Consider the following 21,725-nt stretch of genomic DNA (forward strand, 5'->3'; position numbering starts at 1 on the left):
CTCCTGTCCGGGAAACCGGCCCCATTTGCCATATCACGCAAGCAGGCGATCCGACCCGGTCAGGCGCCCCCGCCCGGAGTTTATGAAAGGCGCGGCCCCCAGGACGGGTCCTCGGCATTCGTTGGCGTCGGCGTGATGCGCTCATTGAAACCGTCGACGCCGATCGTGACGAGATGGGATACGTTCCCGACCCTGAGCGGGCTCTGCCGGTAGAACATGATCACCCGGCCGTTGGGACAGAAGGTTGCCCCCTCTTCCAGATAGCCCTGCGACAGCAACCGCTCGCCCGAGCCATCCGGCTTCATCACGCCGATGCCGAAACCGCTCGAGTCGAGGCGGGTGAAGGCGATCGCATCGCCGCGCGGCGACCAATCCGGCTCCGCATAGCGCGCATGGCCGTATGAAATCCGCTGGACGTTCGATCCGTCGGCATTCATGACGAAAAGCTGCTGGTCGCCGGAGCCGTCGCGGTCCGAGTTGAACACGATCTTGGTGCCATCCGGGCTGTAGCACGGGGTGACGTTGATCGAGTTCGCGTCGGTCAGCTGGGTCATTCGCCGGCTTCCCAGGTCGTATTTCACGATCATCGCGCCGCCGCCCTTCGATATCGAGAACAGCAGCGCGGAGCCGTCGGGGCTGAAACGCGGGCCGAAGCTCATATCGCCGAACGAGCCGATATTGGTGCGCGCGCCCGTCTGCAGGTCGAACAGATAGACCTGCGGGCGATTGTTCTCGAAGCTGACGAAGGCGAGTTGTTGCCGCGTCGGGTTGAACTGCGGCGAGAGCGCCATGTTGCGGCCCGAGGTGAGGAAGCGGACATTCGCGCCGTCGTAATCCATCAGCGCCATGCGACGGATCGGGCTGGTCGGAGGGCCCGAGACGGATATGAACGCAACCCGCGTGTCGAAATAGCCCTTTTCGCCGATCATCTGCTGATAGATGTCATCGGCGATGATATGGGCGATCCGCCGCCAGTTGCCCGATGCCGTGGTATAGGCCGTCCCCTGCAACTGCTTCTGCTGCGAAATGCCCCAGAGCCGGTATTCGACGCGGATCTGCCCCGCGCCCGGGCTCGTCACCTGGCCGGTCACAAGCGCCTGCGCCCCCAGAATGCTCCAGTTGTTCCAGACCGGCACGCTGTTGACCACCGAATTCGGCACGAAGCTGGTGGGATCGATCGCGCTGAACAAGCCGCAATGGTCGAGATCCGATGTGACGACCTGGGTGATCTGGGCGCCGATATCCGACGTATTGCCGCTTGCATCGGTGAAGGCCGGCAGGGCGATCGGGATGGGCGCGTTATGCGCGCCGGAGACGTTGATCGCATCGCTCGGGCCGTTCGCGGCATTCTGCGCGCGGGCGAGCCCGGGCAGCAGCAGCCCCGCGGCTCCGGCGCCGATCATCAACCGGCGGGACAGCGGCGGCAGCCGCTCGACCAGGGTTCCGGGAACGCGCGGATGGTGGGCGGGCGACGGACGGCGGATCGTCATGAAGAACCTCTATCCTGAAACGCTTCGAACGCTATGGAGTGAACCTGAAGATGAAGGTGTGCACCGAGCCGAGCATATAGGACGGCAACGGCAGCTTGGCACATTGATAGTTCTTAACCGCATCGACGGCGCGGTTGGCGAAGGCGGCGAAGAGCGGATCGCTCATCTTGCCCTGGTCGGCGGGCGCCACCCGGGCTTCCCGCACGACGCCGCCCGCATCGGTCACGACCTGTAGCAGGACGCTGAATTTCTGCACGCCCGGCGCGCCGGCGTCGATGCCCCAGCACGGGCGGACCTCGTTGCCGATCGCATCCCGCTGCGAGGCGGAAAGGCCGGAATTCGCCGTGCTCATCTTCGTCCCGCCGCCATTCGGCGCGCCGCCGCGCTCGGGATTGTAGCGCGCGGTCGGCGGCTTCTTCTGCTTCTGCAGCGCGCGCAGCTTCGCCAGCGTGTTGAGCACGGACTGGCTCATCGGCACGGGGGTCTTCACCTCGTGCTTCTGGCTGGTCGGGCTCTTTTCCGCGGGCGCCGGCGGCGTCTTCTTGGGGGGCAGCGGCAGTTTCTTCGCCGGCTTCGGCGGCGTCTGCTTCTGCGGCGGATGCGGCGGCGGCGGCGGCGGAGTGGGAATCGGTGTCGGTGCCGGGGTTGGCGGCGGGGGCGGGGGCGGGGGCACTGGCGGCTGCGGCAGCTTCGGCGCCGCGTGGGGCGCGGGCGGCGGCGGCGGGGGCGGGGGCGGCGGCGCGACCTTCGGCTGAGGCTTGGGTTTCTGGACGGCAAGATGGGCCTTGTGGACCACCTTCGTGTCCGCCGGCGCCGCCACCTTGCCCTTGTGGAGCGCCTGCTGCGGCGCCGCGTTGCCAACCAGCGTGACATCGACTGCCTCGGAAGGCGGGGCGTTCAGCTTCTCCGTCGGCAGGACGGCGACGAGCAGGAGAATGATCGCCAGATGAGCGATTCCCGAGACGATCGCACCGCGCCGAAGCTCAGGTTCCATGGGTCGATCCCGTCTCAATCCATCCGCCTGCCGGTGATCCCGTTCCGGCTGGCTCAGCGTTTCGTGGCCGTCGGCTGCTGGGCGAGCAGCGCGACCTTGGTGAACCCGCCATTGGTGATCGTGGCCATCACCTTCAGCATCGTGCCGTAGGGCACTGCCGTGTCTCCACGCACGAAGATGCGGCGGTCGGTGTTGTGCTTGGCGATCTGTTGCAGCGTCGAAACCAGATTGTCGAGCTGGACCGACGAGTTCTGCAGATACACCGAGCCATCAGCCTTCACCGAGATGGTGATCGGCGTCGCGTCGGTATTGACCGGCTTCGCGTTGGCGTGCGGCAAATTGACGGTGACGCCGGAGGTGATGAGCGGCGCCGTGATCATGAAGATGATCAGCAAGACGAGCATCACGTCGACGAGGGGGGTGACGTTGATTTCCGCCATGGGCCGGTAACGACCGCGCCTTCCGCCGGATTTCCGATCGAGCAGACCGCCGGCCATGGTCAGGTGCGCTCCTCGGCCTGGCGGGAGAGGATCGCGCTGAACTCGGCGCCGAAGGCCTCGAGGCGCGCGGCCAGGCGGGCAAGATCGGTCGACAGCTTGTTGTAGGCAAGCACGGCCGGAATGGCCGCGACGAGGCCGATCGCGGTGGCGAACAGCGCTTCGGCGATGCCGGGCGCGACAACGGCGAGATTGGTGTTGTGCATCGCCGCGATCGCCGAGAACGAGTGCATGATGCCCCAGACCGTGCCGAACAGGCCGACGAACGGGGCCACCGCGCCGATCGAGGCCAGAAACACCATGTAGCGTTCAAGGCGTTCCATTTCCCGCATCGTCGTGACGCCCATCGCCCGGTCGATCCGTTCGGCGACGCTGGAGCGCACCACGTCGGCGCCCGCGATCCGGCTGGAACGGCGCCATTCGCCCATGGCGGCGCCGAAAACGGCCGCCATCGGATGGCCCGGTTCCGCGCCTTCCTGGTCGTAAAGCTCATCCAGGCTGCGGCCGGACCAGAACTTGTCCTCGAACGCGTTGGCCTCGCGGTTGACGCGGCGGATGCTGAGCGACTTCTCGATGATGATCGCCCACACCCAGACGCTGGCCGCAAGCAGCAGCACGATGACGACCTGCACCACGAAACCCGCATGCAGGAACATGCCCAGCAGCGAGAGGTTGGTGCCAGGCGCCGCGAGCCCGGCAGTATTCACAGCCTGATCCACGTTCAGTCCCCTTCCACGGCCGCCAGGCCGTCTTCTGTTTTGCCGCCCGCGACAGCGTCATCGTGCATCCGCACGAGGGCGGCGCGCATCTCCGCCGGCAGGCGCGCCGCTCTCCCGCTCGCCCGATCGACGCAGGCGAGCTGCAGCCTGATTCGCACCAGCGTAATGGCGTCGCGCCGGATCGTCTGGTCCAGCGCGACACGCGCGGCGGCAACCTGCCGCACACGGGTCACGACGGTGATCAGATCATCGAGTCGCGCGGGCCGCTCATAGTCGATTTCCGCGCGGTGCACTACGAACATCCGGTCGTGGACATCTACCATTTCCGCGTGTGGCACCCCCAGCGAACGCAGGGCTTCCGACCGCGCCCGCTCGGCGTAACGCAGATAATTGGCGTGATAGACGATGCCGCCCGCATCGGTATCCTCGAAATAGATCCGCACGTCGAGCCGGTGCTCGCCGCCGCGAAGCGCATTTTCCAGCATGTTCGAGACGTCGTTCATGGGTCGAACGGCAGATCCGACTGGCCGGGAGCAGCGGTGGGCGGCAGCAGGCCGAGATGCGCCCAGGCCTCGCGCCCGAGCATTCGACCGCGCGGGGTGCGGATCACGAACCCCTCCTGGATGAGAAAGGGCTCGATCACGTCTTCGAGCGTGTCGCGCGGTTCGGACAGTGCCGCGGCCAGGGTCTCGATACCGACCGGCCCGCCATTGTGGTGCTCGGCGATGCGGCGGAGATAGCGCCGGTCCATCGCATCGAGCCCGCGCTGATCGACGTCGAGCCGCGTCAGCGCCGCGTCGGCCGCCGCGCGGTCGACCCTCGCCGTGCCCGCGACGGCGGCGAAGTCACGCACCCGCCGCGTCAGCCGGCCGGCGATCCGCGGTGTCCCGCGCGAGCGGCGGGCGATTTCCGCCGCGCCATCCGCCGTGATGTCCATCTCCAGCAGCGTGGCGGCGCGGGTGACGATCAGGGTCAGTTCCTCCGGCGTGTAGAAGACGAGCCGGAGCGGAATGCCGAACCGGTCGCGCAACGGATTGGCGAGCAGGCCGGAACGCGTGGTCGCGCCGATCAGCGTGAACCGCGGCAGGTCGATCCGCACCGATCGCGCCCCGGGCCCCTCGCCGATGATCAGGTCGAGCACGAAATCCTCCATCGCGGGATAGAGAACCTCCTCGATCGAGGGCTGCAGGCGATGAATCTCGTCGATGAACAGAACGTCCCTCGGTTGCAGGTTGGTCAGGATGGCCGCCAGATCGCCCGATTTCTGGATGATCGGCCCCGAGGTCGCCCGGAAACCAACCCCCATCTCGCGCGCGATGATCTGCGCCAGCGTGGTCTTGCCCAGCCCCGGCGGGCCGTGCAGCAGCACATGGTCGAGCGATTCGCCCCGGCCGCGCGCCGCGGCGATGAATATCGCAAGATTTTCTCGGCTTGCTTTCTGCCCCGTGAATTCCGCGAGAGTTTGCGGCCGCAGGGCGGCTTCCGGCCCGTCCTCGGCATCGCGCGCGCCGGAGAGCAGCGCCCGGTCTTCCGCGCCGCTCATCGGGCGAGCCGCCGCAGCCCGCCGCGGATCAGCTCATCCAGCGCCGCGTCCTCGCCGGCCTCCGCCTGCACCGCGGAAAGGGCCGCCTCTGCTTCGGCACGGCGGTAGCCGAGATTGACCAGGGCCGAAAGCGCGTCGGCCAGCTTCCCCTGCGGCGGAGCGACGGGCGGGGCCGTTCCGGTCGGGATGAAGGCCGAGCCGGTCGGCATTGCGGCAATCCGCTCGCGCAGCTCGGAAATCAGCCTTGCGGCAAGCTTTGGGCCGACGCCGGGCGCACGGGTGATCGCCCCCCGGTCGCTCGCGGCGATGGCGCTGGCGAGCTGGTCCGGCGGCAGCGCCGAAAGCAGGTTGAGCGCCACTTTCGCGCCCACGCCCTGAATGGTGGTGAGCAGGCGGAACCAGTCGCGCTCGGCGGCATCGATGAAGCCGAACAGGGTGATCGCATCCTCGCGGACCTGGGTTTCGACGAGCAGCGTCGCGCGCGCCGGCGGCGCCGGCAAGGCGGCCAGGCTGCGCGCGGAGCAGAACACCACGTAGCCGACGCCGCTCACATCGATCAGGCAGCGCCCGTCCTCGATCTGCTCGGCCGTGCCGCAGAGCCGCCCGATCATGCCGCCGGCACCCGGCTGGCGGTGGCGAGATGATGCGCATGGCAGATGGCGACGGCGAGTGCATCCGCCGCATCGGCGCGGGTGATCGCCGCCCCCGGCAGCAGGCGGCGCACCATGAGGGCGACCTGGTCCTTTTCCGCGGCCCCGGTGCCGACCACGGCGCGCTTCACCGTCTTGGCGCCGTATTCGGCGACCGCGATTCCCGCCCGCGCCGGGGCGAGCAGGGCGACGCCGCGGGCATAGCCGAGCTTGAGCGTCGCGGTCGCGTTGCGGTTGACATAGGTTTCCTCGACCGCCGCATGGTCGGGCGCATAGGTCGCGAGCAGCCGGGCGAGGGCGGCGTCGAGCGTATGCAGCCGCTCCGCCACCGCCGCCGCGCCGTCGGTCGCGATCACCCCGTCGGCGACATGCCGCAGCCGGTTGCCATCGGCCTCGATGATGCCGAAGCCGGTGAAGCGAAGGCCGGGATCGATCCCGATGATGCGCGCGCGAATCGGCATGCTCACGGACTATAAAGGATTCCGCGCCCCCCGTCCGGTCAGGCGGACAGTGCCTGCATCACGTCGTCGGGAATCTCGAAATTGGCGTAGACGCTCTGCACGTCGTCGCTCTCCTCGAGCGCGTCGATCAGCTTCATCACGCTGCGGGCGGCCTCCTCGTCGAGCGGCGTGGTGGTGGTCGGCCGCCAGTCGAGCTTCGCGGCTTCGGGCTCGCCGAATTTCTGCTCCATCGCGTCGCGCACGGCGAAGAAGTTTTCCACCGCGCAGATGATCTCGTGGCCCTCGTCGGTGCTCTGCACGTCGTCCGCCCCGGCCTCGATCGCGGCTTCGAGCATGTCGTCCGCGCTGGCGGCCGCGGTCGGATAGCGGATCAGGCCGATCCGGTCGAACATGAAGGCGACGGAATTGGTCTCGCCCAGCGCGCCGCCATGTTTCGAGAAGGCCGCCCGCACGTCGGAGGCCGTGCGGTTGCGGTTGTCGGTCAGCGCCTCGACGATGATCGCGATCCCGGACGGGCCGTAACCCTCGTAGCGCACCTCCACGTAATCGTCACCGCCGGCGCCGCCCGCCGCCTTCTTGATCGCCCGCTCGATCGTGTCGCGCGGCATGTTCGCCTGGCGGGCGGCGGCGCAGGCCGCGCGCAGCCGCGGGTTCGCTGCCGGGTCGGGCAGGCCGGTCTTGGCCGAGACGGTGATCTCGCGGATCAGCTTGGCGAACTGCCTGGCGCGCCGCGCATCCTGCGCGCCCTTGCGGTGCATGATGTTCTTGAATTGCGAATGTCCGGCCATCAGAAAATCCATGATTCATCGCCGGTGCGCGCCCGCGCGCGTCCCGGAAGTTTGGTCGCGGCCGGCGATACCATGTCCGGCCCGAATTTGATATGCCCCTTCGGCGACCCGTTTTTGCGGTCATGATCGGGGGATGGATGGAGAGTGCGTCGCTGGGGCTGGCGCATCGCGCATGGCGGCTGCTGCCCGCCGAGACGCGCCGCCGCGCGATGACGCGGGTGGCGGGCCTCATCGCCGGCCGGCCGGATCGCGTGCCGCCGGCGGCGAGCGAGGGCATCGTGGTGGCCGGCGATATCGACGGGGCGAACGGTCTCGCCGAGACCAGCCGGATCATGGACACGGTGTTCCGCCAGATCGGCGTGGGGCGCGGCACGCTCCAGCTCGGCCTGCCCAGCGTCACCCCCGCGCCGGGCGCGCTGCCGCCCGCCGAGGCCGCGATGCTCGCGGTGGTGAACGCGCCGATCCTGCCCGTCGGCCTCGCCCGCTGGCCGCGCGCGCTGATGCGGGGCCGCCGGGTCATCGGTCTCTTCGTGTGGGAACTGCCGGCGGTGCCGGCCGCCTGGCACGTGGGAGCCAAATTCGTCCACGAGATCTGGGCGCCGTCCGCCTTCTGCGCCGAGGCGTTCGAGCCCCTGGCGCCGGGGCGCGTGCGCGTCGTGCCCTATCCGCTCGCCGCCCTGCCGCCGCCGCGCATCGAGGGCGGGCGCGCCGATTTCGGCCTGCCCGACGGCGCCCTGGTGGTGCTCGTCGTGTTCAATCTCGCGTCCAGCCGCGTGCGCAAGAACCCCGAAGGGGCCATCCGCGCCTTCCGCGCCGCCTTCGGCGACCGCCCCGACCGGATCCTCGTGCTCAAACTGTCCGGCACCTCGCTGTATCCCGAGGACCTCGCGGAGATCCGAGCGATGGTCGCGGATGCGCCGAACATCCGGGTGATCGACGAGACCATTCCCGAGCCCGCCCTGCGCGGCCTCATCGCGGCGAGCGACATCGTGATGTCGCTGCATCGCGCCGAGGGGTTCGGCCTCATCCCGGCCACCGCGATGCTGCTCGGCCGCCCGGTGGTGACGACCGGCTGGTCCGGCAACATGAGCTTCATGGACGCGGACAGCGCTGGCCTTGTGAAATACGATCTGGTGCCGGTGCACGATCCGCGCGGCACCTATCGGCTGGAGGGTAGCCGCTGGGCGGAGCCGGACACCGGGCATGCGGCGGCGCTGCTCCGGCAACTGGCCGACGATCCCTCCGCGCGGGCCGCACTCGCCGCGCGCGGGCGCGAGACCGCGATGCGCGCGCTGGGAGACGCGCCAGTGCGCGACGCGCTCGCCGCCTCCGGCATCCGATGAGGATTCTCACCTGGCAATGGGGACGGCGCGGCGCCGGGCCGCGCTTCGCCGCCCTGCTCCATGCGGCACTCGGCCGCCTGCCGGCGACCGAATCGGTGCTGTCGCTCTCGGCCGAGGCGGAAATCCTCGGTGCGGCGGATGCGCCGGACTGCGCCTGGCGCTACCCGACCTATTCGAGCGCCGCCGGCGCGCTGGCGCGGCTACTCACCCTGCCCCTCGCCGGGCGCAGCGTTCGGGCGGAACTCGACCGTCTCGCACCGGATGTGGCGCTCTGCGCCATGCCCGCGGTGCTCGACCGGCTGATGGTCGCCAATCTGCGCGTGCCTTACGGGATCATCGTGCACGACGCGGTCTCGCACCCCGGCGAAAGCCTGAGCTTCCGGCTGGTGGATCAGGCGCGGCTGCTGCGCGGCGCGGGGCTGCTGGCCACGCTCAGCCAGGCGGTGACCGACGAGTTGCACAATGCCGGCGCGGTCCGCCCCGGCCAGCGGGTTCTCACCCTCACGCATCCGCCGATGCCGGTGGGCGACGGCGCGATGCCGGCCGCGCCCTTCGCCCATGGCGGCCGGCCGCGGCTGCTGATGTTCGGCCGGCTGCTGCCCTACAAGGGGCTCGACCTGCTGTGCCAGGCGATGGCGGATCTCGGCCCCGATCCCGGGTTCATGCTCAAGGTGGCGGGCGATGGCCCGGATTCCGCCGAACTCGGTCACCTCGGCGCGATGCCGCATGTCGTGGTCGACCGGCGCTGGATTCCCGAGGCCGAACTGGCGCAACTGATCGGCGATTCGGATGCGCTGGTGCTGCCCTACCGGCAGGCGAGCCAGTCCGGCGTGGCGGCGGCGGCGCTCGCCCTGGGCCGCCAGGTGATCGCCACCGATGTCGGCGGCCTTGCCGAGCAACTGCGCGACGCGCCGCAGGCGATCCTCTGTCCGCCGGATGCCGGCGCGCTGGCCGATGCCCTTCGGCGCTGGCGCGACCGGCGCTTCACGCCGGGGCTGACGCCCGCCGCCGATCCGATGGCGGCATGGACGGCGATGGCGGCTCAGTTGCGCGCCGGGCTGGGCGCGATTTCGGGCGCGGCCTGAACCGGCTTCACCGACCAGACCAGCATTGCGGCGCCGGCCAGCATCACCGCCACCATCACGAACGGCGCGCCCGGAAACCGCCACGGCAGGACGCCGCTGAACGCCTCGAACACGACAGCCCCGGTCAGCGGCGCGACGATCGCGGTCAGCCCCTCGATCGAGGAGAGCGCGCCGTTCATCCGCCCCTGCTGGTCCGCCGGTGCTGCGCGCGAGAGCATGCTGCGGATCGCCGGATTGGCGATCGAGCCCAGCGCCATCAGCCCCACCCCGGCGAACAGCCACGAAGCCGTCGGCGCAACGCCGAAGATCATGTAGGCGGCCGCGTTGCAGGCGAAGCCGACAAAGGCGGCGCCGCGTTCGCCAAGCAGTGTCACGGCCCGGCGGACCAGACCGAACTGCACGAGCGTCGACGCGATGCCGGTGCATGCGAAGAAGATGCCGTTCTCGCGCGGCCCCCAGCCGAAGCGCAACGAGGCATAGAGTACGAAAACCGCCTGGATCGCCCCGAGGCCGAACCATCGCACGCTCCACGCCGCGGCGAGGCGCCAGAGGCGCGGCACGGTGGTGAGCAGCCGCATGGCGCCGAGCGGTGTCGCTTCCCGCAGGCGAAACGGCCGCCGCCGCTCCGGCGGCAGCGATTCGGGCAGGACGAAAATACCGTAGACCACGTTCACCGCGACCAGCCCGGCCGAGACCAGAAAGGGCAACCGCAGATCGATCGCGCCGAGAAACCCGCCGATCACCGGCCCGGTGGTGAAGCCGAGCCCGAACGCGGCGCCGATCAGGCCGAAGCGCTGGGCGCGCCGTTCCGGCGGGGTGATGTCGGCGATATACGCGCTGGCGGCCGAGACGTTGCCGGCCGTCGCACCGGCGATCAGCCGGCCGACGAACAGCCAGAGCAGGTTGGGCGCGAAGGCGAGGAGCAGATAGTTCGCCGCACTCCCGGCGAGGGAAACGAGAATGAGGCGGCGGCGGCCGAACCGGTCGCTCAGCTGGCCGAGCACCGGGGCGGCGAAGAACTGCGTCGCCGCGAAGGTCATGCTCAGCACGCCGACCCAGAGGGCCGCGTGCGAGGCGGGTGTTGCGGACAGCTTCTCGACGAGATCGGGCAGAATCGGCGCGATGAGGCCGAAACCGATCGAATCGATGACGAGAACCGCGAAAATGAACCCCATGGTGAGATCGATCCATCCCGTTCAGCAGAGGGCGGGTAGACTGATTCGAACCGGAAGGGGAAGTCTGGCTCCCGGAGTAGGACTCGAACCTACGACCGAGCGGTTAACAGCCGCTTGCTCTACCAGCTGAGCTATCCGGGAACCGTGAAGCGCCTCATAGCCAAGCCCGTGGAGAATGGCAACAGGGTCTGTTCATATCGGCCCTGCCCGATCGACGGGCCGGCCGCCGGCGAGAGGTGGCGATGAAGAAGAGACGGAGAAAAAAGGTGGTGGCCCTCCCCGGACTCGAACCGGGATGCCCGCAAGGGCGCGCGATTTTCGTACCACTTCGGCTTTCGCCGCCCCATGCGGGTTCGTGGTCTGGACTGTCCCTTCACCATACCCCGGCTTTCGCCGGAGGTTTAGGTGCCGCCCGTCCAGTCTCTACACCTTCCCGTTTCCGGGCTTGGCTCGGGATTAGCAGTGAAGCCTTCCCCGACTTTGAGCGGTTCTACGCCGGGCATTTCCACCCGGGCACCCAATTTACGATGAGTCGCGTTCGTCTACCATTCCGACAGAGGGCCAACGGACAAAGTGTATACTCAACAGCATGCGCTCTGCAAAGGGCCGGATGCCGGAGCGTCCGGTCATGCCGGCTGGCGCGCAGGTCCGGGCGGTATCGGGCCGCAGGTTTCGCGAGGACGTCACACAAGGCGGATGGACAAACCGGGGCGGACGGAGCTAGGCTCTGGGCCAACAACTTGTATAGATATCTATTTATGAGAGATGCCTGATATGTCCCGCGCCGCATGGCTTGGCGTCCTCGCCCGGGCGACATGTGCTGAACTGGCGGCCTGCCTCGCCGCCGTGCCGCCTTTGGCCGGCTTCGTGAGGCTGCGCGGCCCGGAAATCGGTATGTCGATGGTGCGCGGGCGGATCGGCGGCGGCGGCCCCCCATTCAATCTCGGAGAGATGACGATCGCCCGTTGCAGCATCCGCGACGAGGCGGGCCGCATCGGCCACGGCTACGCGGCGGGGCGTGACCGCGATCTCGTCGAACTGATCGCCAGGCTGGACGCGGTATTGCAGGACGAGGCGCTTCATCCGCTCTACCATGAAGCGGTCGTCGTGCCGCTGGCGGCGGCGCAGACTGCGCGCCGGGCGGCGGCCGAGGCCCGCGCCGCGGCGACGGAAGTGCGCTTCTTCACCCTCTCGACGATGCGGGGCGATCTGCCATGACCCGCCTTGAGCCCGGTTTCGCATCGCCTCTGGCGGCACAGGCCTGTTTTCGCGCCCTGCTCACCGCGTTTGGCGCCCCGGGCCGGATCGTTGCGCTGCCCCACGTGGTTGAACCGCCCGCCGGGCTTTCGCCGGCCGCCGCCGCCGTTCTTCTGACCCTCGCCGATCCCGCGACGGGCGTCGCCCTTCCGGCACAAGCCCCCGCGCGGGACTGGCTGGCGTTCCACACCGGCGCGCCGCTCGCCGCGCCGGCGGATGCCGCATTCTGCGTCGCCGCCGCGCGGCCGGCCCTCGCGTCTCTGCGACAGGGCAGCGAGGAGGTTCCGGAAGACGGCGCAACCCTGATCCTCGATGTTCCGGCCCTCGATGCCGGCCGCCGCTGCCGGCTGGCCGGGCCGGGCCTGGCGGCGCCGGTGACGGTGCCGCTGCCGGTGGATGGCGCCTTCGTGGCCGAATGGCGGGCGCAGATGCGCCGCGCGCCTTGCGGCATCGACGTCCTGCTCTGCGCCGGCCACCGCGTGATTGCCCTGCCGCGCAGCCTGTCCATCGAGGAGGCCTGACATGTATGTGGCGGTCAAGGGCGGCGAGGCGGCCATCGATGCGGCGCATCGCTGGACGGCCGATGAGCGCCGCGGCGATCCGTCGGTGCCGCCTCTGGCGCTCGACCAGATCGCCAACCAGCTCGGCCGCGCGGTCGACCGCGTGATGGCGGAGGGCGCCCTGTACGACCGCGAACTGGCCGCGCGGGCGATCCGCCAGGCGCAGGGCGACCTGATCGAGGCGGCGTTCCTGCTGCGCGCCTATCGCACGACGCTGCCGCGCCTGGTCGATTCGGAGCCGGTCGACACCGCGGCAATGCTGCTGAAGCGCCGGATCTCCGCCGTTTTCAAGGACCTGCCGGGCGGCCAGCGCCTGGGGCCGACGACGGACTACACCCATCGCCTGCTCGATCTGTCGCCGGATGCGCCTGACCCGCCGCCCGCGGAGCCGCGTGCGGAGCCTGTCCCGCCGCCCGCGCCGGTGCCGCGCGTGACCGATCTTCTGGGCGCGGAATCGCTGATCGAGCCGGATGGCTCCGGCGAACGGCCTGCCGGCGACCTGACCATGGAACCCGTCGCCTTCCCGGCCCCGCGCGGGGTGCGCCTTCAGGCCCTCGCCCGGGGCGACGAGGGCTTCCTGCTCGCGCTCGGCTATTCGACGCAGCGCGGCTACGGCAACAATCACCCCTTCGTCGGCGAACTCCGGGTCGGCGAGGTGCCGGTCAGCATCGTGCCGCCGGAACTCGGCTTCGCGATCGAGATCGGCGACATCACGCTCACCGAGTGCCAGATGGTGAACCAGTTCATCGGCAGCCGGGCGGCGCCGCCGCAATTCACGCGCGGCTACGGGCTCTGCTTCGGCCATGCCGACCGCAAGGCGATCGCGATGGCGCTGGTCGACCGGGCGATGCGCGCGGACGAACTGGGCGAGGATGCCGCATCGCCGGCGCAGGACGTCGAATTCGTCGTATCCCACTGTGACAACATCGAAGCGACCGGCTTCGTCGAACATCTCAAATTGCCGCATCACGTGGATTTCCAGAGCGAGCTGGAAACGATCCGCGCCATGCGGGCCGCAGCGGGGGCCGGCGATGCAGGGCTATAATTTCGCCTATCTCGACGAGCACACGAAGCGCATGATCCGCCGCGCGATCCTCAAGGCCGTGGCGATACCGGGCCATCAGGTTCCCTTCGCGAGCCGCGAGATGCCGCTGCCCTATGGCTGGGGCACCGGCGGCATCCAGCTGACGGCGTCGCTCCTCGGCCCGGACGACGTTCTCAAGGTGATCGACCAGGGGGCGGACGACACGACGAACGCGGTGTCGATCCGGCGGTTCTTCGCCCGCACCGCCGGCATCCGCACCACGACCCGCACGGCCGAGGCGACGGTGATCCAGACAAGGCACCGGATTCCCGAGACGCCGCTGCGGGAAGGACAGATCATCGTCTACCAGGTGCCGATACCCGAGCCGCTCTACCGGCTCGAACCGAGCCGCGCCGCGGCCGCGCAGATGCACGCGCTGGCGGATTACGGGGCCATGCATGTCAGGCTCTACGAAGAGATCACGCGCCATGGCCGCGTCGCGCTGTCCTACGATTATCCGGTCATGGTGAACGAGCGCTATCTGATGTCGCCATCGCCGATTCCGGCCTTCGACAACCCGAAGCTGCATATGAACCCGGCCATGCAGCTCTTCGGCGCGGGGCGCGAGAAGCGCATCTACGCGGTGCCGCCGTTCACGGCCGTGCGCTCGCTGGATTTCGAGGATCATCCCTTCGACCCCCGCCGCGCGGATGCCGCCTGCGCGCTGTGCGGCGCGCGGGAGACCTATCTCGACGAGATCGTCTCGGACGATCGCGGCGGCAAGATGTTCGTCTGCTCGGATACCGATTGCTGCGAGTCGCGGCGGGAGACGGCGCCATGACGCTGCTGCAGGCGCGGGACCTCCGCAAGCGGTTCGGCCCGGTCGCCGCGCTGGACGATGTTTCGCTGTCGCTGCGCCGGCGTGAGATCGTGGCGATCGTCGGCGAGAGCGGGTCCGGCAAGTCCACCCTCCTGAACGTCCTGAGCGGCCGCATCGCGCCCGATTCGGGAACCGTGCTGTATGACGAGGGCGAGGGCCTGTCGCCGATCGCCGGGCGCGGCGAGGCGCGGCTGCGGCACCTGCAGCGCACCCGCTGGGGCTTCGTCCAGCAGGACCCGCGGCAGGCGCTCCGGCTTTCGGTCACGGCGGGCGGCAATATCGGCGAGCGGCTGATGGTCTCCGGCGCCCGGCACTACGGCGATATCCGCGCCACCGCCGCGCGCTGGCTCGAAACCGTCGAGATCGATCCGGCGCGGCTCGACGATCTGCCCCGCACCTTCTCCGGCGGCATGCTCCAGCGCCTGCAGATCGCCGCGACCCTGGTGACCGAGCCGGAACTCGTCTTCATGGACGAGCCGACCGGCGGGCTCGACGTGTCCGTCCAGGCGCGGATTCTCGACCTGGTGCGCGGCCTCGTGCGCCGGCTCGGCCTCGCGGTCCTCCTCGTCACGCACGATATCGGCGTGGCGCGCCTCCTCGCCGACCGGCTCGTGGTGATGCGCCACGGCCGCATCGTCGAGACCGGATTGACCGATCAGGTGCTGGACGATCCGCACCATGAATACACCCAGCTCCTCGTCTCCTCGGTGCTGCCCGCATGATCGTGCTCGACGCCGCCGGGCTTGAGAAAACCTTCGTGCTGCACCTGCAGAACGGAACCCGGCTGCCGGTGCTGCGCGGCGCCGGGCTGACGCTGCGCGCCGGCCGGTGCGTCGCGCTGACCGGCCCTTCGGGTGCCGGAAAATCGACCCTGTTGCGCGCGCTCTACGGAAACTACCGGGTTAGTGCCGGATCGATCCGCGTCCGCCATCGCGGCGCCATGATCGACATGGCCGATGCGCCGCCGGAGCGGGTGATCGAGATCCGGCGCGAGACGCTGGGCTATGTCTCCCAGTTCCTGCGCGCCATGCCGCGCCTCGCCGCGCGCGACGTCGTGGCCGCGCCCCTGCTCGACCGTGGCGCCGCCGCGGAGGCCGCCGCCGCGCGGGCGGGGGCGATGCTGGACCGGCTCGGCATTCCAACCCCCCTGCATGCCCTGCCGCCGGTGACCTTCTCGGGCGGCGAGCAGCAGCGCGTGAACCTCGCCCGCGCCTTCGCCTGCGAGTGGCCGATCCTCCTCCTCGACGAGCCGACCGCCTCGCTCGATGCCGCCAACCGGGACATCGTGATCGGGCTGATGCGCGAGGCGAAGGCTCGCGGCGCGGCCCTGCTCGGGATATTCCACGACCGGCACGTCCGCGACGCCGTGGCGGACGAAACGCTGTCGCTCGAACCCCTGAAGGAAAGCGCATGACGACGTTCACCAATGCAAGGCTCGTGCTGCCCGACCAAATCCGCGACGGCAGCCTGTCCGTCGCGCAGGGCCGGATCGCGGCATTCGGCGGCTCCGGCGCGGATGTCGACCTCGAGGGCGATTACCTGATTCCGGGCATCATCGACCTGCACACCGACAATCTGGAACGGCAGACCCAGCCGCGCAACAACGCGCGCTGGCCGTCGCGGTCCGCCCTGCTGACGCATGACGCGCAATGCGCTGCGGCCGGCATCACGACGGTGTTCGACGCCCTCTGCCTCGGCGATATCGGCTTCGGCAAGGCCCGCAATCAGACCTTCGAGGACGCCTTTGTCGACCTGCGCGCCCTGTTGCCGCTCGGCGCCCTGAAGAGCGAGCACTTCCTGCATCTGCGCTGCGAACTCCCCGCGCCCGAAATGCCCGGCATGCTGGCCCGCGCCATCGACGACGATCGCGTGCGGCTGATCTCGCTGATGGATCACAGCCCCGGTTTGAGCGGGCAGTATGCGGATGTCGAGCGTTACCGGCAGATGCGGCGCGACGAGGGCGTCGCCGAGGGCGAGCTCGACACCATCATCGCCGAGTTGCAGGACAATCATCACGCCTATCACGGCCCGAACCGCGCCTTCGTGATCGCCGAGGCGCGGCAGCGGGGCATTCCGCTCGCCTCCCACGACGATCACACCGAGGCCGATGTGGCGCGCAACGCGGAGGAAGGGATCGGGATCGCCGAATTTCCCGTCTCGCTCGCCGCCGCGCGGGCCGCCCGCGCGCGCGGCATGCGCAGCATCGCCGGCGCGCCGAACATCGTGCGCGGCGGGTCGCATTCCGGCAATGTCGCGGTGCTCGACCTGGTCCGCGAGGGCCTGCTCGATGCGCTGGCCTCGGACTACGTGCCGGCGTCCATGCTGGAAGCGGTGTTCTGCCTCGCCGCGCGCGAGATCCTGCCGCTGCCCGCCGCGATCGGGCTGGTCACCGCGGGGGCGGCGGACATCGCCGGGCTCGACGATCGCGGCCGGCTCGCCGTCGGACTGCGGGCCGATCTCGTGCAGGTGCGGGTCTACGAGGGTCTGCCGGTGGTCCGGTCCGTCTGGCGGGAGGGCGTGCGCATTGCCTGAACCCCACCGCGCCGCCGTCTACTACGTTCCCGAACCGGATGATCCGCTCTGGTCGCGGGGCTGCGCCTGGCTCGGCCGCGATCCGCTGAGCGGAGAGCGCCTGCCCCAGCCGCCGGTCGCCGGACTCGAGGGCATGACGGAGTCGCCACGGCGCTACGGCTTCCACGCGACGCTGAAGCCGCCGATGGCGCTGCGGCACGGGCTCGACGCCTTCATCGCCGATGCGGCGGCGCTGGCCGCGCGGATGCGGCCCTTCGACCTGCCGCCCCTCGACATCGCCAACCTGCACGGCTTCCTCGCCCTGTGCCTCGCCGGGGCGTGCCCGCCGATGCGCGACCTCGCCGATGCCTGCGTCGCCGAACTCGATCACCACCGCGTGCCGGAGGACGCGGCGGCGCGGGCGCGGCGCGCCGAAGGCCGCCCCGCCGCCGAGCGCGCGTATATCGAGCGGTGGGGCTATCCGCTGGTGTTCGATGCGTTCCGCTTCCACATGACGCTGACCGACCGGATCGCCGACAATCCGCTCGTCCCCGCCGCCGCCGCGCATTTCGGCGAGACCCTGGCCGCGGCGCGGCGCGTCACCGGGATCGCCGTCTTCGTGGAAGAGGGCGCGGGGGCGCCGTTCCGTCTGGCCCGCCGCCTGCGCTTCGGCGCCTGATGCCGCGATCGGGCCGCCTCGTGCTGGTCGTCGGCCCGTCCGGCGCGGGCAAGGACACGGTGCTGCGCGAGGCCAGGCGCCGCCTCGGGCATGCGCCGGACATCGTGTTCCCCCGGCGCGTCATCACCCGGCCGCCCGATCCGGCGGAGGATCACGAACCGGTCTCCGACGATGAGTTCCAGCGCCGCGCCTTCGCCCTCTCCTGGTCGGCGCATGGCCTGAGCTACGGCATTCCGGCAAGCATCGTCGGCGATCTCGACGCCGGGCGGATCGTCGTGGTCAACGTCTCCCGCGCGATCGTGGCCGATGCGCGGCGCCGCTTTCCCTGTTTCGTCGTCGCGGTGACGGCGGCGCCCGCCATCCTCGCCGCGCGGCTCGCGGTCCGGCGGCGCGAAACCGCGGCCGAAATCGGCGCGCGGCTGGCCCGCGCCGCGGCCCCGGTCGAGGCCGATGCCGTCGTCGCCAACGAAACCACGCCGGAAGCGGCGGGGGCGGCGTTTCTCGGCATCCTGCTCCGCTGCCGCGACCTGCCCTGCCTGCCGTGATGCGGCGGGCGCCCCGCCGCTAGAGCACTTTCCGATCCTGTTGGATCGGATAACGATACTCTACGGCTCGAACACCAGTTGCACGCGCGGCGCCGGATAGATCGACAGGCCGAATTCGATCGGCGCCCCGCCCTCCGCGATGTTCAGGGATTCCGTGGCCAGCAGGGCGTCGCTGCGGGCCATGCGCAGCAGCCGCGCCTCGCGCGCATCCGGCTGGCGGGCGCAGACGCGCGTCCATTTGCGCGTGTAGTCGGCGATCCCGAGCGCGGCCAGCGCCGCGGTGATCGACCCGCTGTGCCGCAGCGCCTCCAGCAGTCCCGGCAGTGCCCGCGCGGGGAAAATGTGCCGCGACAGCGAGATCGGCGTCGAATCCGCCGAGCCGATGCGCTCCAGCAGGATCACCGGTTGCGCCGGCGCCAGCCGCAGCGCCTCGGCGGCGGCGGTGGCTTCGGGCAGGGTGTCGAGGGCGGTTTCCTCCAGCATCAGGATATCGCCGAGCGGCGTGCGGTTGTGGCCGCGCACCCATTCCGAGAATCGCGGCCGCTGGCCGATCCGGTAATCCAGCACCTCCTCCGCCACGAACGACCCCCGTCCATGCTCGGTGCGGATGATGCGCGCCTTGGCCAGTTCCTCCAGCGCGCGGCGAACGGTGTGGCGGTTGACGCCGTAGCCCTGGGCGAGCCGCGCCTCGGTCGGCAACCTCGTGTCGTGCGGGTAGACCCCCTCGCGAATGTCGCGGGCCAGCGCGTTGGCGATCTGGCTCCAGAGCGCCTCACCCCGTTTGCGTTCGAAATCCATGCCTAGCAGATGCCGGAAACGGCGGCCCGAATCCAGAGATGGCCGGCCTCAGGCGGCATCAGCCCGCTTGCCGCCGCCGGGGCTTCGGTGCCGCCGCCGCCGGCGCGGCCGGGAACCGGGCGGGCGCGGGCGGCGAAACACGCCGGACGTCCGCCGGGTCGATCACCCGCAGGTCGCGATACACGCCGCCCTCGCGGCTGAAATGCGGATTGTAGAACGGGTCGCGTTTCAGCGCTTCGTCCCATCTTTCGCGCATCGTCTCGTTTTCCAGCATGAACCGCGCCAGCTTGCTCTCGTCGAAATCGTCGCCCCGGCTCAGGCTCTCGCGATGTTCGCAGACCGTGTCGGCGCTGAAGATGATGCGGTATCCCGCCTGCCTGATCTTCATGCAGAGATCGACGTCGTTGAACGCCACGCTCAGCCCGTCCTCGTCGAAGCCGCCAGCCGCCGCGAACGCCTCGCGGCGGACCAGCATGCACGCGGCGGTCACCGCAGAAACCTCGCGGCAGGCGATGGCATTGGCGATGTAGCCCGGCTTGTCGGCCGGCAGTCCGCGGAAACTGTGATCGGCGATCCCGCCGACACCCAGAACCACGCCGGCATGCTGCACGGTCTCGTTCGGATAGAGCAGTTTCGCGCCGACCGCGCCCACGCCCGGATCGGCCAGCGCCTCGTTCAGCATCGTGCGCAGCCATTCCGGGTCGCTCACGAACACGTCGTTGTTCATGAACAGCAGGAACGGATGCCGCGCCGCCTCCACCCCGCGATTGTTGATGCGCGAGTAATTGAACGGCTCGGCGATGCGGATCACCCTCGTGTCCGGCAGGTTGCCCTGCTCGACGGCGAAGCCCTCCGCCTCCTCGTCCTGCGACCAGTTGTCGAGGAGAAGAATCTCGTAGCGCGTCCCCCGCGTCACGTCCCGGATCGCCTCGACGCACGCGCGCGTCATCCCGATATGGTCGCGATATGGGATCAGGATCGAAACGCCCGGGTCCTCGCTCATGCGGAAGCTGGTGCGATAGCAGGTCAGCCCGCCCCGCCGTTCGGTCCGCGCCGCCAGGCCCCGCCGCTTCAGATGCGCGGCGACGGCGGCGGCGCCGGCCAGCGCCGCCTTCGGCTTGGCCGCCCCGGAGCCGGCGGTCGACTGCGCGGTGATCCGCCAGTGATACAGGATTTCCGGCACGTGGTGGATCTCGTGCGCGCCGAGCCGCTCGACCAGGCGCAGCAGCAGGTCGTGGTCCTGCGCGCCGTCCAGCTGCGGGTCGAGCCCGCCGGCGGCGCGGACCAGCGCCGCCTCGGCGACGGCGAGATGGCAGATATAGTTCAGGTCGAGCAGCAGCCGGTAATTGAAGTCCGGCTTGAAATTGGGCTCGGAAAACGCGCCGCGCCGGTCGATCTTGTCCTCGTCGGAATAGAGCAGCCGCGCCCCGGTCGCGGCCTGCGCCCGCATCATCGCGTCGAGCGCGCAGGGTTCCAGCACGTCGTCATGATCGAAGAAGGCGATGAAATCGCCCGTCGCCGCCTCGATCGCGCGGTTGGTCGCGGCGGCGATCCCGGCATTGGCCTTGCGGATCTGCACGCGGATGCGCGGATCGGCGTCGGCGAGGCGCTTCATCAGCGCGGTGAGGCGCGCATCGCCGCTGCCATCGTCCACCAGGATGAGTTCCCAGTTCCGGTAGGTCTGCGCGCGCACGGAATCCACCGCGGTCACGAACGCGCCGTGATCGGGCCGGTAGACCGGGCAGATCACCGAAACCAGCGGCGCGTCGGCGCGCGCGCCGTAGCGGGCGGCGATCCGGGCCTCGGCGAGGGGTTGGCTGCGCGCGGCCCAGCTCCGGTAGCTCGCCAGCGAATGGCCCTCGGCCGGCAGCACCGCCTTGAGCTCGCGCCGCAGCCGGTAGGCGTAGCGGAACAGGTCGTCCGCCTGTTCGATCAGCCCTTCGATGCGCTCGCGCTCGGCCGAGCCGGGCATGCGCAGCTCGACCGGGCTGCCGCGCAGGGCGACGCGGCCGGGCATCACGTGGAAGTCGAAGCTGAGCGTTCCGCCGCTGCGCCGAAGCTCCGGCGGCGGCGACCACGAGAAGCCGCAGGCCGGGTCGGCGCCGAGCGCCTCCGCCACGTCCGCCCGGAACTGGTCGGCCATCAGCTCGGCGACCGGCTGGCCGTTCGTCGACACCACGACGCGGGCGCCGCCCGCTTTCTGCCCCGTCCGCTCGTCGACCTGCAGCACCCAGCCCTGGATCAGCCCGTCCACCAGCCCGTCCAGCACGCCGTCCACGCGCACCTGCCGCGCGAGGCAGAAATGCAGCTCCGGCAGCACGAAGCCGCCCCGGCCCGGCAGGCCGACCGGGCGGCCATCCACGGTGGCCAGGGTGAGGACGTGGCGAAGCCCGTCCTGATGCATGGCCGGGATGGCGAACTGGAAGCCGACCTTCGTGTTCGGCAGGCTCAGCCGCCGCAGGTCCGGCCGGTCGAGATCGCACTGGATCACATCGGCGACCTGCCCGTCGATCAGCACGCGCAGCGCCAGCGGCCGGTCGATATCGGCCGTATCCACCGCCCATCCGGCCAGCGTCGCATCCTCGATCCTGTCGAGAAACCCGAGAATGGTCGACGCGGGCATGGTCGGCGCGGGCGCCGCGCGCGGCGCGGAGGGTTTGGACTTCGCGCGTCCCGCTCCGCTGGCCGGCAATCTGGCCATGGAAATCTCCTTGTCTGAAATGTCG

General features: G+C 70.0%; 23 protein-coding genes and 1 tRNA gene. 11 read left to right on the plus strand and 13 right to left on the minus strand.

The genetic code is table 11. The features are described 5' to 3' along the window. Window positions 1-80: 80 nt before the first annotated feature. From tolB to ACRY_RS17040, 9 genes are read right to left on the minus strand one after another with little or no spacing between them, the layout of a single operon-like run. Window positions 81-1,490 carry a Tol-Pal system beta propeller repeat protein TolB gene (tolB, locus tag ACRY_RS17000; RefSeq protein WP_012040395.1) on the minus strand — a complete coding sequence of 470 codons (1,410 nt, stop codon included), beginning with the start codon at window positions 1,488-1,490 and terminating at the stop codon, window positions 81-83. A gap of 31 nt (window positions 1,491-1,521) precedes the next feature. Continuing rightward, window positions 1,522-2,484 carry a hypothetical protein gene (locus ACRY_RS17005; protein WP_012040396.1) on the minus strand — a complete coding sequence of 321 codons (963 nt, stop codon included), beginning with the start codon at window positions 2,482-2,484 and terminating at the stop codon, window positions 1,522-1,524. Between the two features lie 53 nt (window positions 2,485-2,537). Next, window positions 2,538-2,981: a protein TolR gene (gene tolR, locus ACRY_RS17010; RefSeq protein WP_007423682.1), complete on the minus strand. Its 444-nt coding sequence runs from the start codon at window positions 2,979-2,981 to the stop codon at window positions 2,538-2,540. A 2-nt stretch (window positions 2,982-2,983) separates the two neighbouring features. Continuing rightward, window positions 2,984-3,700 carry a protein TolQ gene (gene tolQ, locus ACRY_RS17015; RefSeq protein ID WP_007423683.1) on the minus strand — a complete coding sequence of 239 codons (717 nt, stop codon included), beginning with the start codon at window positions 3,698-3,700 and terminating at the stop codon, window positions 2,984-2,986. Between the two features lie 2 nt (window positions 3,701-3,702). Continuing rightward, the gene (gene ybgC / locus ACRY_RS17020) at window positions 3,703-4,203 is read right to left on the minus strand and encodes a tol-pal system-associated acyl-CoA thioesterase (protein ID WP_012040397.1); all 501 of its coding nucleotides are present in this window, start codon (window positions 4,201-4,203) and stop codon (window positions 3,703-3,705) included. After that, window positions 4,200-5,243, minus strand: a complete 1,044-nt coding sequence (gene ruvB, locus ACRY_RS17025) for a Holliday junction branch migration DNA helicase RuvB (RefSeq protein ID WP_012040398.1) — start codon at window positions 5,241-5,243, stop codon at window positions 4,200-4,202. The genes ybgC and ruvB overlap by 4 nt, the downstream gene beginning before the upstream one ends. After that, window positions 5,240-5,854 (minus strand): Holliday junction branch migration protein RuvA, encoded by a 615-nt coding sequence (gene ruvA / locus ACRY_RS17030; protein ID WP_012040399.1) that lies wholly within the window; start codon window positions 5,852-5,854, stop codon window positions 5,240-5,242. Before ruvA ends, ruvB begins: the two co-directional genes overlap by 4 nt. Then, window positions 5,851-6,354, minus strand: coding sequence for a crossover junction endodeoxyribonuclease RuvC (ruvC, locus tag ACRY_RS17035; protein ID WP_012040400.1), 504 nt, complete (start codon window positions 6,352-6,354; stop codon window positions 5,851-5,853). Before ruvC ends, ruvA begins: the two co-directional genes overlap by 4 nt. 38 nt (window positions 6,355-6,392) lie before the next feature. Next, on the minus strand, window positions 6,393-7,142 hold the full coding sequence (locus ACRY_RS17040) for a YebC/PmpR family DNA-binding transcriptional regulator (RefSeq protein ID WP_035187039.1): 750 nt from the start codon (window positions 7,140-7,142) through the stop codon (window positions 6,393-6,395). 137 nt (window positions 7,143-7,279) lie between these two features. Here ACRY_RS17040 and ACRY_RS17045 point away from each other — a divergent pair, with 137 nt between their 5' ends. Next, on the plus strand, window positions 7,280-8,485 hold the full coding sequence (locus ACRY_RS17045; RefSeq protein WP_012040401.1) for a glycosyltransferase: 1,206 nt from the start codon (window positions 7,280-7,282) through the stop codon (window positions 8,483-8,485). Then, window positions 8,482-9,570, plus strand: coding sequence for a glycosyltransferase (locus tag ACRY_RS17050; protein WP_012040402.1), 1,089 nt, complete (start codon window positions 8,482-8,484; stop codon window positions 9,568-9,570). Before ACRY_RS17045 ends, ACRY_RS17050 begins: the two co-directional genes overlap by 4 nt. Here ACRY_RS17050 and ACRY_RS17055 read toward each other — a convergent pair. Together ACRY_RS17055 and ACRY_RS17060 are read right to left on the minus strand one after the other, a co-directional pair. Then, window positions 9,528-10,745 (minus strand): TCR/Tet family MFS transporter, encoded by a 1,218-nt coding sequence (locus ACRY_RS17055; RefSeq protein ID WP_012040403.1) that lies wholly within the window; start codon window positions 10,743-10,745, stop codon window positions 9,528-9,530. The genes ACRY_RS17050 and ACRY_RS17055 overlap by 43 nt on opposite strands. A 65-nt stretch (window positions 10,746-10,810) precedes the next feature. Next, window positions 10,811-10,886, minus strand: a tRNA-Asn gene (locus ACRY_RS17060). Window positions 10,887-11,510: 624 nt separating this feature from the next. Here ACRY_RS17060 and phnG point away from each other — a divergent pair. From phnG to phnN, 9 genes are read left to right on the plus strand one after another with little or no spacing between them, the layout of a single operon-like run. Continuing rightward, on the plus strand, window positions 11,511-11,963 hold the full coding sequence (phnG, locus tag ACRY_RS17065; RefSeq protein ID WP_012040404.1) for a phosphonate C-P lyase system protein PhnG: 453 nt from the start codon (window positions 11,511-11,513) through the stop codon (window positions 11,961-11,963). Beyond that, window positions 11,960-12,523 carry a phosphonate C-P lyase system protein PhnH gene (gene phnH, locus ACRY_RS17070; protein ID WP_012040405.1) on the plus strand — a complete coding sequence of 188 codons (564 nt, stop codon included), beginning with the start codon at window positions 11,960-11,962 and terminating at the stop codon, window positions 12,521-12,523. The genes phnG and phnH overlap by 4 nt, the downstream gene beginning before the upstream one ends. Window position 12,524: 1 nt before the next feature. After that, on the plus strand, window positions 12,525-13,607 hold the full coding sequence (locus tag ACRY_RS17075; RefSeq protein ID WP_012040406.1) for a carbon-phosphorus lyase complex subunit PhnI: 1,083 nt from the start codon (window positions 12,525-12,527) through the stop codon (window positions 13,605-13,607). After that, window positions 13,594-14,427: an alpha-D-ribose 1-methylphosphonate 5-phosphate C-P-lyase PhnJ gene (locus ACRY_RS17080; protein WP_012040407.1), complete on the plus strand. Its 834-nt coding sequence runs from the start codon at window positions 13,594-13,596 to the stop codon at window positions 14,425-14,427. Before ACRY_RS17075 ends, ACRY_RS17080 begins: the two co-directional genes overlap by 14 nt. Next, the gene (gene phnK / locus ACRY_RS17085; RefSeq protein ID WP_012040408.1) at window positions 14,424-15,188 is read left to right on the plus strand and encodes a phosphonate C-P lyase system protein PhnK; all 765 of its coding nucleotides are present in this window, start codon (window positions 14,424-14,426) and stop codon (window positions 15,186-15,188) included. Before ACRY_RS17080 ends, phnK begins: the two co-directional genes overlap by 4 nt. Beyond that, a complete protein-coding gene (gene phnL / locus ACRY_RS17090; RefSeq protein ID WP_012040409.1) occupies window positions 15,185-15,880 on the plus strand; it encodes a phosphonate C-P lyase system protein PhnL in 696 nt (231 codons plus the stop codon). Before phnK ends, phnL begins: the two co-directional genes overlap by 4 nt. Then, window positions 15,877-16,998 carry an alpha-D-ribose 1-methylphosphonate 5-triphosphate diphosphatase gene (locus ACRY_RS17095; RefSeq protein ID WP_012040410.1) on the plus strand — a complete coding sequence of 374 codons (1,122 nt, stop codon included), beginning with the start codon at window positions 15,877-15,879 and terminating at the stop codon, window positions 16,996-16,998. The genes phnL and ACRY_RS17095 overlap by 4 nt, the downstream gene beginning before the upstream one ends. Then, the gene (locus tag ACRY_RS17100) at window positions 16,991-17,656 is read left to right on the plus strand and encodes a DUF1045 domain-containing protein (RefSeq protein ID WP_012040411.1); all 666 of its coding nucleotides are present in this window, start codon (window positions 16,991-16,993) and stop codon (window positions 17,654-17,656) included. Before ACRY_RS17095 ends, ACRY_RS17100 begins: the two co-directional genes overlap by 8 nt. After that, window positions 17,656-18,201, plus strand: a complete 546-nt coding sequence (gene phnN, locus ACRY_RS17105; RefSeq protein WP_012040412.1) for a phosphonate metabolism protein/1,5-bisphosphokinase (PRPP-forming) PhnN — start codon at window positions 17,656-17,658, stop codon at window positions 18,199-18,201. The genes ACRY_RS17100 and phnN overlap by 1 nt, the downstream gene beginning before the upstream one ends. Before the next feature lie 60 nt (window positions 18,202-18,261). Here the strand turns inward: phnN and phnF are convergent, their stop codons facing one another. Together phnF and ACRY_RS20455 are read right to left on the minus strand one after the other, a co-directional pair. After that, window positions 18,262-18,999 (minus strand): phosphonate metabolism transcriptional regulator PhnF, encoded by a 738-nt coding sequence (gene phnF / locus ACRY_RS17110; protein WP_012040413.1) that lies wholly within the window; start codon window positions 18,997-18,999, stop codon window positions 18,262-18,264. Between the two features lie 58 nt (window positions 19,000-19,057). Then, window positions 19,058-21,700, minus strand: a complete 2,643-nt coding sequence (locus ACRY_RS20455) for a glycosyltransferase family 2 protein (protein ID WP_012040414.1) — start codon at window positions 21,698-21,700, stop codon at window positions 19,058-19,060. Window positions 21,701-21,725: the final 25 nt, after the last annotated feature.

This window comes from Acidiphilium cryptum JF-5 (genome assembly GCF_000016725.1).
GTDB classification, from domain to species: domain Bacteria; phylum Pseudomonadota; class Alphaproteobacteria; order Acetobacterales; family Acetobacteraceae; genus Acidiphilium; species Acidiphilium multivorum.

Excerpts from the sequence above, each read along its gene's own strand:
- ACRY_RS17075 (WP_012040406.1), top strand. The coding sequence starts at position 12,525 with ATGTATGTGGCGGTCAAGGGCGGCGAGGCGGCCATCGATGCGGCGCAT.
- ruvC (WP_012040400.1), bottom strand. The coding sequence starts at position 6,354 with ATGCCGATTCGCGCGCGCATCATCGGGATCGATCCCGGCCTTCGCTTC.
- ACRY_RS20455 (WP_012040414.1), bottom strand. The coding sequence starts at position 21,700 with ATGGCCAGATTGCCGGCCAGCGGAGCGGGACGCGCGAAGTCCAAACCC.
- ACRY_RS17080 (WP_012040407.1), top strand. The coding sequence starts at position 13,594 with ATGCAGGGCTATAATTTCGCCTATCTCGACGAGCACACGAAGCGCATG.
- ACRY_RS17055 (WP_012040403.1), bottom strand. The coding sequence starts at position 10,745 with ATGGGGTTCATTTTCGCGGTTCTCGTCATCGATTCGATCGGTTTCGGC.
- ACRY_RS17040 (WP_035187039.1), bottom strand. The coding sequence starts at position 7,142 with ATGGCCGGACATTCGCAATTCAAGAACATCATGCACCGCAAGGGCGCG.
- tolR (WP_007423682.1), bottom strand. The coding sequence starts at position 2,981 with ATGGCCGGCGGTCTGCTCGATCGGAAATCCGGCGGAAGGCGCGGTCGT.
- phnL (WP_012040409.1), top strand. The coding sequence starts at position 15,185 with ATGATCGTGCTCGACGCCGCCGGGCTTGAGAAAACCTTCGTGCTGCAC.
- ACRY_RS17005 (WP_012040396.1), bottom strand. The coding sequence starts at position 2,484 with ATGGAACCTGAGCTTCGGCGCGGTGCGATCGTCTCGGGAATCGCTCAT.
- phnG (WP_012040404.1), top strand. The coding sequence starts at position 11,511 with ATGCCTGATATGTCCCGCGCCGCATGGCTTGGCGTCCTCGCCCGGGCG.
- phnK (WP_012040408.1), top strand. The coding sequence starts at position 14,424 with ATGACGCTGCTGCAGGCGCGGGACCTCCGCAAGCGGTTCGGCCCGGTC.
- ruvB (WP_012040398.1), bottom strand. The coding sequence starts at position 5,243 with ATGAGCGGCGCGGAAGACCGGGCGCTGCTCTCCGGCGCGCGCGATGCC.
- phnF (WP_012040413.1), bottom strand. The coding sequence starts at position 18,999 with ATGGATTTCGAACGCAAACGGGGTGAGGCGCTCTGGAGCCAGATCGCC.
- ACRY_RS17050 (WP_012040402.1), top strand. The coding sequence starts at position 8,482 with ATGAGGATTCTCACCTGGCAATGGGGACGGCGCGGCGCCGGGCCGCGC.
- ybgC (WP_012040397.1), bottom strand. The coding sequence starts at position 4,203 with ATGAACGACGTCTCGAACATGCTGGAAAATGCGCTTCGCGGCGGCGAG.
- ACRY_RS17095 (WP_012040410.1), top strand. The coding sequence starts at position 15,877 with ATGACGACGTTCACCAATGCAAGGCTCGTGCTGCCCGACCAAATCCGC.
- tolB (WP_012040395.1), bottom strand. The coding sequence starts at position 1,490 with ATGACGATCCGCCGTCCGTCGCCCGCCCACCATCCGCGCGTTCCCGGA.
- phnN (WP_012040412.1), top strand. The coding sequence starts at position 17,656 with ATGCCGCGATCGGGCCGCCTCGTGCTGGTCGTCGGCCCGTCCGGCGCG.
- phnH (WP_012040405.1), top strand. The coding sequence starts at position 11,960 with ATGACCCGCCTTGAGCCCGGTTTCGCATCGCCTCTGGCGGCACAGGCC.
- ruvA (WP_012040399.1), bottom strand. The coding sequence starts at position 5,854 with ATGATCGGGCGGCTCTGCGGCACGGCCGAGCAGATCGAGGACGGGCGC.
- ACRY_RS17045 (WP_012040401.1), top strand. The coding sequence starts at position 7,280 with ATGGAGAGTGCGTCGCTGGGGCTGGCGCATCGCGCATGGCGGCTGCTG.